Source organism: Desulfovibrio sp. 1214_IL3152 (assembly GCF_036763055.1).
Lineage (GTDB): Bacteria > Desulfobacterota > Desulfovibrionia > Desulfovibrionales > Desulfovibrionaceae > Desulfovibrio.
The window spans coordinates 1-11,884 of sequence record NZ_JBAIYW010000214.1 but is presented as its reverse complement, the minus strand read 5'-3'; the positions used below and the strand labels follow the sequence as shown (position 1 = coordinate 11,884).

Sequence of the window (11,884 nt, the reverse complement as noted above, 5' to 3'; positions counted from 1 at the left end):
GCCTGCGTGAACCACCTGCCGGCCGGGCGCACCGCTCAAGAAGATGTTATTTTTATGGGACACGGCGCGGAGCACGAGGCCGTGGCCCGTTACGCCGACCTGGCGGATGCCGTTTACGGCCTTGATGCCCGCGTACATGTGGGAGCCATGAACGGAGCTGTGCTGCTTGAGGATATTTTGCCCCGTCTTTCTTCTGAGAGAGTATGGCTTATGCCGCTGCTTTCTGTGGTCGGCAACCATGCTCTCAAGGATATGGCCGGGCAGGACAGTCAATCATGGCGCAGTCGTGTGGAGTCGCAAGGACGCCAGTGTGTGCCTGTGTTGAAAGGTACGGCGGAATACGCCGGTTTTGCTGAGATATGGTTGCGTCATCTGGAGGATGCCGCCCAGTCCTGTTTTGAATCTGTATGAGGTGATTTATGCGCGCATTGTTAGTGACCATGCTGTGTGCGGCCATGTTGCTTGTGGGCTGTGGGGCCGGAAGCGGCGGGCCTGCTGCCGGGCCAGCGGTAAATCTGCCGCCGACGGCGCAGAACGGCAATACAAACCAGTATAACCCGCATATGCACCGGGATATGCCGAACATGCGTTCGGCCACGGCCGAGGGCGCGGCCATGCTTCAGAAAATGGGGGGCAGTGTTCCTACCATCGAAGGCGAAGCTGCGCATCGCCCTCAGTGGAAACATGAAGTTTATCCTGTGGTTTTCGGCAATCCCACGGCGCCGCACGAAGTCCTTGTGCTGCTTGATTTTGCCGCGCCGCAGAGCGAAAAGGTCTGGCAGGCCGTTGTTGATGCCAGCCGGTCCCTTTCCCCGCAGCAGTGCAAAATTGCTGTTTTTGCCAACAGCAAGGAATATTACGGCACGGATCTTATGGGGCTGGCGATCTGGATTACCCATTCTCGTCCAGGGCAGGCCATGCCGTATCTGACATATGCTTTGGGGCAGTGGAACAAGGTCAAGGCCGAGCAGAAAAGCACCCGTGGGCGCGCTGTGCCGTTCCAGAATGAATATGACGCTACCGTCAGAAACACGGACTACCCCATCCACTATGCCTATCTTTCCCGCCTGCAGCCACCGGTTCCGGCGAGCCAGGAGCTGAACGTGGCAAAGTATTGTTATGATGCCGGTAACGTTAACCTTTATCAGGCTGAGCAAATAAGCAGGTATTACGGCATAAAAAGCCTGCCTGCAGTGATTGTGGACGGGCAGGCCCTTTCGTCCGTGTCTGCTGCCGCTATCCTTAAAGCTTTACAGTAGCAAAGAGTCTGGGCAGCATCCTGACGCCGGATGAAGTTCACGCGCGGAAAATTCCGCGAAGAACGTACAGCGGCGCAAAATGTTCCGACCGGCTTTTCCCTCTGATTACGGGAAAAGCCGGTCGATTGCTTTTTATATGCGGAGTGTGCTGTGTCCGGCAGGTTTCATCTCTGTAAAAACCAGCGCCGCATAAAAGCCAGTGGCGGATGTGGTTTTGAGTAAAAAGCGGCATCAGCGGCCGCTTTGTCGGCTGGAGCGGTTTTACTTTTGATAATTAAATATGTTCAAATTGTAATGATGGTCACTACAGGCGCAAGAGCCAAATAGATGACATTGCTGTCACCTGCGCAAACCCTTGGGGCAGCGCCTGAAGCCGACTTGCCCTCAGACGGCTGGCGTCTGATTTTGCTTTGGCCTATACGCCGGTGGCCGCAGCTTCGTCCACGACCCACACAAGGTCGCCAAAGCCGGGCCGCACCATCTGGGCGGGCAGCGTGGGCGGAGCCAGCAGGTTGAGAGCACGGGAAAGCACATCATGCTTTTCGGCCCCGGTTACAAGGAACATGCAGCAGCGGGCGTTATTGATGACCGGCAGGGTAAGGGTGAGCCGGTCAGCTTTGCGTTCCGGAACATACTGGTCAATGACCAGTCGCTTTTTTTCCGCAAGGGCGGGCGAATGAGGAAAAATGGAGCCGGTATGCCCGTCTTCTCCCATGCCGAGCAGCATGAAGTCGAAGCGGGGGATGTCCTGCGGACCCAGATCGAATTCTGCACGGAGCTGCCCTTCATACTTGATGGCAGCCTTTACGGGGTCTTCGTCACCGCGCATGCGGTAGAAATGTGTGGCCGGGACGTGGCTGAGAAGTTCTCTGCGGGCGAGGCCGTAGTTGCTGTCGGTATGTTCCGGCCCCACACAGCGTTCGTCCACCCAGAAAATGCTTATCTTGTCCCAGGGCAGCCGGTCGGCCCAGTCGTCACCGGCAAGCAGCCGGAAAAGAGGAATGGGGGTCTGCCCGCCGGACAGGGCGATGCGGAAGACACCCCTTTCGGCAACAGCCTCTTCGCAGGCGGCGGCAAGAATATGTGCGGCGCGTTCGGCCATGGCGGCCGGATCTTTGTGAATGTGCACCGTAAGGTGGATGGATCGGCTGAGGCCCGACATGTGGCGGCTCCTTCAAAGTTGACGATGGAAACGGTCGGCATGGCCTGGCCGTTTTGCTGGAACTTGCCTGCAAAGCGCGTCTTGGCAGCCGGTATTTCCGGCCTTGCGGGCGCGGCGCAATGAAACAGGTGGCCGATACGGGCCGCCCTGTTTACCGGCAGCCATGACGAAAAATTTTTTGCCCTGACCAAGCTGGGCGACGCCGCGTATTATGGCACAGAAGCAGCGGAGAGAAAAGCCATATTTGTGTCAATAGTGTGCCGCAACTATTGAAATTCTTCGATAGGTTCGGGAGTGTCCGAAATGTGCAGCACCTCGCCGTTGTCCAGCCCGAGGGTTTTCCATGCAGCCGTGCATTTCAGGGGTTGGCCCTGCAATAAGAGTCGGCCGAGTTCGCTGTGTCCGTCCAGTTCAATGGTCCAGCTGCGCTTGAAGTCTTCGCCCGGACGGACGGGCTGTACGGCATTCAGGTTGCGGCTTAACAGGGTGTTGCCAGAAGCATCGGCGATTGCCACAGACAGGTTCATGTTGTTGACCCCCACTGTGCCGATGTCCCGCGCAAGTGCGCGCACCACCACAAGCAGGGTGCTGCCGTCTGAAAGCAGTCCGGCATCCGCCGAGCAGGACTGAATGGGGAAAATATCCCTGATGCGCCGCTCTGTCTGTGTGTTTTTGTCAACGATCACCTGCCGCTGCCCGCGCATGCGTTCTACCTGCGCTTCGCGAAACTGGCGCGTAAGTTCCGGCCCGTTCACCAGGTTGCGCACGATCCAGCCTTCGGCGGTTTTGTCCATGCGCAGGATCAGCGAGAAGTTTTTATCCAGCAGAGGGTGGCGTATTTTGGCCGTCAGCAGGGCCGTACCCTCGCTGGAAGTTTGCAGGTGAATGGTTTTGGCAAGCTGCTCCAGAAAGTCTGAAGGCAGGGCATAAAGCGGAGTCATTAGCCGTGTTTTCAGGTCCGGCTCTTCCTTGGCGGCCTCCTGCTTGGAACGCAGCTGCTTGAGCAGGGCGGTTTGTATCATGTCGCTGATCTGGCGCTCCTGATCAGGCCCCGCCTTGAGAAAAGGATAGCTTCGCGCGAGGCTGGCCGCCAACTGCCGGGAAAGAGCGTTGAAGTCCACCATTTCGGCAAGATTATTTGTCTGGGCACCTTTCAGGGCGTCACGCAGCTCTTCATAGGCGTAAAGACTGGACTGACGGAACTGGTAATACCGCCAGCCGCTGAACAGCAGCACCACGGCAATCACGATCAGTATGCCCGCGGCAAACGCAAGAACATGCTGGCGTACAAAGGAAATCAGCCGGGAAAGATCAGGGAAGTTCATGACGCACCCGATATTTTCTAATTCACTGAGAATTCAGGGAATTTTTTGAACCATATTCCAGCGCCGGTTCCGGTCTGCGCAGGCGCTGTCCTTTGATTTTGAGAGGCAAAGGCGTTACGGGGCGCGCAGGGCCAAGATCAAGGCGGACAACGCACCATGCACCCAGAGGAAGGGGCAGCTTGCGAATGCAGCCGCCCAGTGAGCAGGAACTGTTCCAGAGGCAGCGCGGCCCGGCAAGAGTGCTCATGCCGCAGGTTTTGCCGCCCCCCATTTCTTTGAGCATGCGCCAGACGCGCCACCACGAGTATACAGGCCCCGGCCAGGGGTCTTTTCGGCCTTGAAGGCAGTGCAGCAGGTACGCAAGAGAGGCGCTGTTCCAGAAGGTAACGGCAAGTCCGCCGGAAGTGACGCGCAAGGCTTCACGCACGGCGACTTCCATTTTCTTTTTATCACCGCCGGAGAGGTGGAGCACAACTCCGTCAAATGAGCTGTCCTCAAAAGGCAGGTGGTCATCTGCGGCGGCGGTTATTTCCGCCCGGCTGCCCATGACGGCAGCGGCCCGCGTCCGCAGTTCCGGACGCAGTTCTGTTGCTGTGAGGTCAAAACCGCATTCCCACAGCAAGGGCGAAAGTATCCCTTGGCCGCAATTGACCTCCAGCAGGGTTTTTCCCCTGCGCGGCCAGACCGCCAGACTGTGCTGCAGAAGGTTCTGCTGTTTGTCCAGGGCGGAAAGGCCCTTGGCATTCCAATGCCACCGCTTCATGGTTCTGCCTTTTGATCAGGTGGTTCGGTTATTTTCTAATATCTCACTATTTTGTAAACAGGTCAAAATGGCAAGAAAAAACTGCCGGAGAAGCCTGAGCGTGACCATCGCAACGCCCACGAAAAAACGGTGGAAAAAGCGTTGCTTCGCATTTTTCCACCGTTCTGTCGGAAATGTCGTATGTTTATATTGCCGCGATGGATTCGATCTCCACCTTGGCGCCCAGCGGCAGGGCGCTGACTTCCACGCAGGAGCGCGCGGGGCAGGGAGCGCTGAAATACTGCTGGTACACTTCGTTTACCGCACCGAAGGTTTTGATGTCGGTAATAAAGACCGTTGTTTTCACAATGTTTGCAGTGGTCAAACCCTGTGATTCGAGAATGGCCTGCACATTTTTGCAGCACTGGACGGCCTGGGCGGCGGCATCGCCTTCCACCAGTTTGCCGGTTGCGGGATCAATGGGAACCTGACCGGAAAGAAATATGAGATTGCCCGTCCTGATGGCCTGGCTGTATGGGCCAACGGCGGCAGGAGCCTTGTCTGTGCTGATGACTTCCTTGTTCATGATTGCTCCTTTCAGCGGTACATGGGTAACAGGTTAAAGACAAAAAGTGTATGGCAAACAGCGACAAAGCAGCCGTATGCCAGCAGCAGGGGTACGGTCAGACGGCCGCCCGGCGTCGTGTACGCGGACTTGCCGTAGCGCTTCCGGCTGCTGCTGAGCAAAAGGGCCGGTATGATAACTGCCCAGAATGCCGATGCCAGCCCCGCCCAGCCGATGGCGGGTAAAAAGCCGTCAGGCCAGATAAGCCCCCCCAGAATGGGTGGCGCAAAGGTCACAAGCAGGGTCTTGGTTCTTCCCGAGCGGCTGTTGTCAAAATTGCACAGGTCGGCCATATAGTCAAAAAGCCCCAGACCCGCTCCCAGAAAAGAGGTTGAAACAGCCAGAAGTGAAAAACCCTCAAGCATTCGCAACACCAGAAAACTGCTCAGGTTGTTGCCCGCTGCGGCCATAAGGTCGCCAACGTTGCCGCCCGCTTCAATAACGCCTTTGAAGTCCGCCCGTGAAATGTTGCCGTCCGCGGCAACCAGCCAGGAGACATAACAGACCAGGGCCACTATTGTGCCGTAGCGCAGGCTTGCATCAATGGTGCGCGGCTCCTTGCCCATATATTTGACAAGACTCGGCACAGAAGCGTGAAAACAGAAGGATGTCAGATAGGTTGAAACGGCTCCCCACAGGAAGATCATTTCTCCGCCGCTGCCATTGCGATCCAGCAGCGTATCCACGCGCAGGTGCGTTATCATGCCACTGACGGAAATAAAGTAGGAAATGACCATGCCGCCCACAAGCAAAATGGAAAATTTGTCGACCGCTTCGGAACTCCACCAGATAAAGACCGTGAGCAGCAGGGCGAACACCAGGCTGTTGATCAGCCTTGGCGGCGCTGCGCCGGTTATGGAGGTGATGCTTTGCTCAATAATGGACCCGCCCCCGCTCACGTAGGCATACACCAGGGTATAGAGCACAAAGGCAACGGCAAAGCCATTCACAAGGCTCCACTTTGGCCCCAGCAATTCCCGCACCATAGTATGAAAGCTGTGTCCGGGTTCAAAGTGCATGCTCACTTCCAGAAGGGCCTGGCTTGAGCGCAGCATGATAATCCAGGAGATCAGCATCAGCCCGATTGACCACGAAAACCACATTCCGGCCGAGGCCATCGGCAAGGCCAGCATGCCGGCGCCTATGGCCGTGCCGGCCACAAGGGTGGTGCCGCCAAGCACGGGAAAAAAGCGGAAGTCCATTATAATTCCTTGTTTGGGATAATATCTGTTGGGCGGGTATGAAAAAAGTTGGAAAGCAGCGCCCCTGAAATATTCTGCCACACGCTGTAAAGGGCGCCCGCGATGGCTGCCGCAGGCGAAAAATGTGTCAGCGCAAGCGCGGTGGCAAGGCCGGAATTTTTAGTGCCGACTGCCAGGCACAGGGCGCGGCCGGTGCTTCGGTCAAGCCGGAAAAGACGGGCCAGCAGGCTGCCCAGGGCAAGGCCGGCAAGGTTAAGACAGATGACAGCCATAAAAATGTCCAGGCCGGCCTTCAGGATGCTCGCGGCATTTATAGCCAGAATGCCAGCCACCACAAGAGTGATGGTCAGGGCGGAAAGCAGGGGCAAAAAGGGCAGGGCGCGACGGGTCAGCCCGCCGCAAAAACGGTGCGCCGCAAGCCCCATAAGGACGGGAGCCACCACTATCTTGCTGATGGAAAGCACAAGACCGCCCACATCCACAGGTATCCACACGCCGCCAAGAAGCCATGTCAGGGCGGGCATGAGCAGAAGAGCAAGAAACGTACCCAGGGATGTGAGCGTCACAGCGTAGGGGACATCGGCCCTGGCGATATAGGCCATGACATTGGAGGCGGTTCCACCAGGGGCCGTGCCAACGAGGATGAGACCCATAGCCATGTCCGGCGGCAGAGAGCAGACATGGCAAAAAACAAAGGCCAGCAGGGCCATCAGGGCAAACTGGGCTACTATGCCCAGAGCGATATGCCGTGGCCGCGCCAGCACATGGTTGAAGTCTCCCACGCGCAGGGTCATGCCCATGCCAAACATGATGAGTCCGAGAAGCGGGGTGACGTATGGGGCTACCCACCGGAAAAGCTCGGGCCGCCAGAGGGCCAGAGCGGAACAGGCAATGACCACAAGGCCCATATAGCGCGTGAGGCCGGCGCTGATGATGATTGCAAGGCGCAGCAAGTCTGTTTTTCCTCCGCCTGAGGCGTAGTGTGCGGACATCGGCATACTGTCAGACTGGCGTGCGGATGGCAAGGGCATGGATAAAAACTTACTATCAATAATGAGTTGGCAGTGATTTATACGGTGTGCGCGCCAAATGTCCGGCATGCATCTCACTTGAAAAAGCTGCTCCAAGCGGATACTCTGTGTCGTTAGGAGCGCGCCCATTTGGCGCGCGTTTTCGCACCGCACCTTTGCCAAGGCGAAAACGTCACCAAATTTTGAGGAGCATCATGAGCAACGAACCGGACAAGATTATTTATTCCATGATCCGCGTGACCAAGCGCCACGGGCAGAAGGAAGTGCTGAAAGACATTTCCCTCTCCTATTTTTATGGAGCCAAAATCGGCGTGCTTGGTTTGAACGGCGCGGGCAAATCCAGCCTGCTGAGAATTCTGGCTGGTGTGGACCAGTCCTTTGACGGCAAGACCGTTCTGGCCCCTGGTTACACCATCGGTTATCTGGAGCAGGAACCGCTTGCCCACGAAACGCGCACCGTGCGCGAGGTGGTTGAGGACGGCGTAAGCGAACTCACGGCCATTGCCCGGCAGTTTGAAGAAATCAATGCCAAATTTGCCGAACCGATGGAGCCGGACGAGATGGACGCGCTCATTGCGCGGCAGGCTGAGGTACAGGAACTCATGGATGCCAAAAACATCTGGGATCTGGACTCGCGCCTTGAAATGGCCATGGACGCCCTGCGCTGCCCCCCCGGTGATATGCCCGTGCAGCAGATTTCCGGCGGTGAGCGCCGCCGCGTGGCCCTGTGCCGCCTGTTGCTCCAAAATCCCGACATCCTGCTGCTCGACGAACCGACCAACCATCTGGATGCGGAATCGGTAGCCTGGCTTGAGCGCTATCTTTCCACGTTCCCCGGCACTGTTATCGCCGTCACGCACGACCGCTACTTTCTCGACAATGTGGCGGGGTGGATTCTTGAGCTTGACCGGGGCCGGGGCATTCCCTGGAAGGGCAACTATTCTTCCTGGCTTGAGCAGAAGCAGAAGCGTCTTGCCACTGAAGAGCGAAGCGAAGCCGAAAGGCAGAAGACCCTGCAGCGCGAACTGGAGTGGGTGCGCATGTCGCCCAAGGGCCGCCACGCCAAGGGCAAGGCCCGCCTCAACGCTTACGAGGCCATGCTTTCGCACGAAAGTGAAAAACGCGCGCCCGACCTTGAAATCTATATTCCTCCGGGACCGCGCCTTGGCAAAAGCGTGATCGAGCTGAGCAGCCTTGGCAAATCCCTGGGCGACAGAATGCTTATGGACGGGGCCAATGCGCTGATTCCTCCCGGAGCCATTGTGGGCATTGTCGGCCCCAACGGCGCGGGCAAGACCACCCTGTTCAAGATGCTGGTGGGGCTGGAAAAGCCTGACACCGGCACGCTCAAGGTTGGTGAAACCGTACAGTTTGCCTATGTGGATCAGGGACGCGAATCCCTGACCCCGGGTAAAACCGTCTACGAGCTTATCAGTGACGGGGCCGAAACCATCAAGCTCGGCAACCGTGAGGTAAACGCGCGCGCTTACTGCACCCGTTTCAACTTCCACGGCGCTGATCAGCAGAAAAAAGTGGATGTGCTTTCCGGTGGAGAGCGTAACCGTCTGCATCTGGCCCGCATGCTGAAATCCGGGGCCAACGTTCTGCTGCTTGACGAACCCACAAACGATATTGACGTCAACACCATGCGCGCTCTTGAAGACGCCCTGGACAACTTTGCGGGCTGCGTGCTGGTAATCAGCCATGACCGCTGGTTTCTCGACAGGGTGGCTACCCACATCATGGCTTTTGAAGATGAGGCCGGCGTGATTTTTGTTGAAGGCAATTATTCGGATTATGAGGAAGATCGTAAAAAGCGTCTCGGCAAGGATGCCGATACGCCACACCGCCTCAAGTTCCGCAAACTGACACGATGAGTGCTGCCCCCGCGTCGGATCGCCCGGCGCGGGGGCTGACCGCTCCGGAGGGCAGATGCATACAAAAGTAAAATCGCAAATTAAAATTCGTAACGATGCCGCCGCACCAGGCATAAAAGCTGTCCTGCTGGCCCTGGTGCTGGCACTCATGACAGCAGGCAGCGCCTGGGCAGCCCAGGAAAAAACCTCTTCCGCCTCCATTGCTCCCACTTCTCCAGCAAGTCCCATCTCAGCCATACTTTCGCCCTCGGGCGGATCGGTGCAGGTTGAAGAAACCCTGCCTGTCCTTATGGATGACGACATGGGCATCCTGAGCTTTGTGCTGCCCGGCGATGCGGAAAATCTCCAGATCAGTGTTCCCGGCCACACCATTGCCCGCTGGACTTCCACGCCCCAGTCGCTGGAGCGCAGAGGTCACCTGGCCCAACTTCGGGCGGACCTGAACGCTGAAATAAATCAGGCCAGCGGCAAGCTTGCTGCCGTCAAGGCGCAACTGGCCCTGTGGGAAACTCCGCCCAGCAGCAGCTCGTATCAGGATCTGACGCAAAGGGAAAAAAGGCAGGGCAGTGCCATTCCCGAACTGGTCATTGAACGGGCCAACCTCGAAAGCCTGGTCGATGTGCTTCGCAAGCAGCTGGACCTGATGCCGCTAAGCCCGGAAATGGGGCAGCGCATCACCATTGCCCTGCGCAAACCTGTGGCGGCCAAGCAGTTGAAAGTGGCCTACAGCTATCAACTGAACAACTGCGGCTGGCGCCCTGTTTACAGCTTTGATGCCAAAACCGGAAACAGCAAGAGCAATGAAACTTCTGTGCGGCTTATGGCTGAAATATGGCAGCTTTCCGGCATTGATTGGAGCAACACGCAACTCACCCTTATTTCACGCGGCGAAGGCCCGCGTGAACCGGCGAACCTGCGCAAATGGGTCGTCGACTCTCAAGCCCCGATTCCTCAGCCTGCGGCCCCGCTGCGCGCTATGACCCGGGAAGCTACGGTGATGTCGGCCCAGGCGGATGTTGCGCTTGCGAAACCTCTGGTGGAACACGACGGCAGCGCTGTTTTTGCCCGCTGGAACCTGGCAGTGCGCGGCCTGCCTGAAGGGCGTTCGCGGCTGCTCATTGTGGAAGACACGTGGAAAACGCCTTTGCAGTGGTTGGTTCGCCCCAGGGTGGGCGACAGCCGTGTGTGGCTTATGGGCAAATACAGCTTGCCGCCGGAACAGTCCTGGCCGGACGGCTCGGCTGAATTCAGCGTGGACGGCCAGGGCGTCGGACAGGGATTTTTCACGCCGCGCGGCGGAGAAGCAACCCTGTATTTCGGGCCTGATCCCCGTGTACACGTGAATGTGATTGTGAACAGCAAGCGGCGTGGTGAAAGCGGTTTTATCGAAAAAAGCCGCACCTGGACCTGGGCATGGACATATGTGCTCACCAACCTGCACAAGGATGCCATTACCGTGCGCGTGGAGCGCCCCATGCCGATGATCGTGGATCAGGGCGTGTCTGTCTCGTATAACGATTCACCGGCATCGCAGCAGGTGCCTGATGAGCACATGCTGTTGTGGAACATAGAAGTACCCGGCGATGGAAAGGCCGAGATAAAACACTCTGTGTCCATCACGTCTTCCAAGGAAATACCGATGCTTACCGACATTCCTTAACGGAATGCGCGCGTCTTGATTCATATGTGCAAGGCCGCCCCGAATACGGGGCGGCCTTTGCGACAGAAGGGCAGCCCGGTTGTCCGCCCAAGGAGGCTTTCTTGAATTTTAATCCTGTTTTTTTTGATCTGGATGGAACCATTACGGATTCTGAAGTCGGCATAATCAACTCTGTGCAATACGCCCTGAAATATTTTGGCGTTTCCATGACTCGGGAAAGCCTGATTCCTTTTATCGGGCCTCCCTTGCGCGATTCTTTTTCCAAACTTTTTCCCAACGATCCGGAAAAAGTGGAAGGTGTTATCCGTAAATACAGAGAATATTACACAGACCAGGGCATTTTTGAAAACCGTCTTTATGACGGCGTATACGATCTTTTGCACACGCTGGCGGAAGAGGGGCGCATTCTGGCGCTCGCCACTTCCAAGCCCGAGCCTTTTGCCCTGCGTATTGTGGAGCATTTCGACATCGCGCGCTGCTTTTCTTGTGTGGCCGGAGCGGAATTTAACGGCCCTCGTAACAACAAAACCGCAGTGCTGCGCTATGCCTGTGACCGGCTGGGCGTTATTCCTTCTGCATCCTGCCTGATGGTCGGGGATCGCAAGTACGATGTGGCCGGCGCGCATGAGGTGGGCATGCCGTGCGCTGCGGTTTTATACGGATATGGCTCTGAGGCGGAGCTGAAAGCGGCTGAGGCCGACTGGCTGTGTCCTGACGTGCAATCCTTACAGGCCCTTTTGCAAAAACAGGGCTGAAGCGAAAACGCGAAGCAGGGTGGAATGGCGAAAAGCCATGACAGGCAGCGGTTTTTATGGCTGGCCCCTGCTTGCCGGGCCTTCGCAAACATGTAACGCTGGGAAGACTCTTCCCAGCGTTTTTTGTAACTAGAAAACCCCCCGCTAGGCGGGGGGTTCTAAAAAGCTTATAGCTTTGCCCAAGTGAGTAAAACTCCTTTTGATTTGTTAAAAAATCTCGCGGTCTGGCAACTGCGAGTCAACAAA

11 protein-coding genes are annotated in these 11,884 nt (G+C 57.1%); 5 read left to right on the top strand and 6 right to left on the bottom strand.

Features of this window, described 5'->3' with window-relative positions; all coding sequences use genetic code 11:
* Together V6C07_RS04580 and V6C07_RS04575 are read left to right on the top strand one after the other, a co-directional pair.
* Positions 1–411, top strand: a 411-nt coding sequence (locus tag V6C07_RS04580) for a sirohydrochlorin cobaltochelatase (RefSeq protein ID WP_333535186.1), incomplete at its 5' end; no start/stop codon positions are given.
* 8 nt (positions 412–419) lie between these two features.
* Positions 420–1,259 (top strand): hypothetical protein, encoded by an 840-nt coding sequence (locus V6C07_RS04575; RefSeq protein WP_333535185.1) that lies wholly within the window; start codon positions 420–422, stop codon positions 1,257–1,259.
* Between the two features lie 415 nt (positions 1,260–1,674).
* Here V6C07_RS04575 and pgl read toward each other — a convergent pair whose 3' ends face one another.
* The 6 genes from pgl to V6C07_RS04545 form a co-directional block, all read right to left on the bottom strand.
* On the bottom strand, positions 1,675–2,421 hold the full coding sequence (pgl, locus tag V6C07_RS04570; protein WP_333535184.1) for a 6-phosphogluconolactonase: 747 nt from the start codon (positions 2,419–2,421) through the stop codon (positions 1,675–1,677).
* A 266-nt stretch (positions 2,422–2,687) separates the two neighbouring features.
* Positions 2,688–3,746: a translation initiation factor IF-2 gene (locus tag V6C07_RS04565; RefSeq protein WP_333535183.1), complete on the bottom strand. Its 1,059-nt coding sequence runs from the start codon at positions 3,744–3,746 to the stop codon at positions 2,688–2,690.
* 22 nt (positions 3,747–3,768) lie between these two features.
* The gene (locus V6C07_RS04560; protein WP_333535182.1) at positions 3,769–4,509 is read right to left on the bottom strand and encodes a class I SAM-dependent methyltransferase; all 741 of its coding nucleotides are present in this window, start codon (positions 4,507–4,509) and stop codon (positions 3,769–3,771) included.
* Between the two features lie 184 nt (positions 4,510–4,693).
* A complete protein-coding gene (locus V6C07_RS04555) occupies positions 4,694–5,074 on the bottom strand; it encodes a RidA family protein (protein ID WP_333535181.1) in 381 nt (126 codons plus the stop codon).
* Positions 5,075–5,085: 11 nt separating this feature from the next.
* On the bottom strand, positions 5,086–6,315 hold the full coding sequence (locus tag V6C07_RS04550) for an aromatic amino acid transport family protein (protein ID WP_333535180.1): 1,230 nt from the start codon (positions 6,313–6,315) through the stop codon (positions 5,086–5,088).
* Entirely contained in the window at positions 6,315–7,268 is a 954-nt protein-coding gene (locus V6C07_RS04545) for a bile acid:sodium symporter family protein (RefSeq protein WP_333535179.1), read from the bottom strand. Before V6C07_RS04545 ends, V6C07_RS04550 begins: the two co-directional genes overlap by 1 nt.
* 272 nt (positions 7,269–7,540) lie before the next feature.
* Here V6C07_RS04545 and ettA point away from each other — a divergent pair, with 272 nt between their 5' ends.
* From ettA to V6C07_RS04530, 3 genes are all read left to right on the top strand, one after another.
* Positions 7,541–9,223 (top strand): energy-dependent translational throttle protein EttA, encoded by a 1,683-nt coding sequence (gene ettA, locus V6C07_RS04540; protein ID WP_333535178.1) that lies wholly within the window; start codon positions 7,541–7,543, stop codon positions 9,221–9,223.
* 55 nt (positions 9,224–9,278) lie between these two features.
* Entirely contained in the window at positions 9,279–10,883 is a 1,605-nt protein-coding gene (locus V6C07_RS04535; protein WP_333535177.1) for a DUF4139 domain-containing protein, read from the top strand.
* 101 nt (positions 10,884–10,984) lie between these two features.
* Positions 10,985–11,638, top strand: a complete 654-nt coding sequence (locus tag V6C07_RS04530) for an HAD-IA family hydrolase (RefSeq protein ID WP_333535176.1) — start codon at positions 10,985–10,987, stop codon at positions 11,636–11,638.
* Positions 11,639–11,884 lie beyond the last annotated feature (246 nt).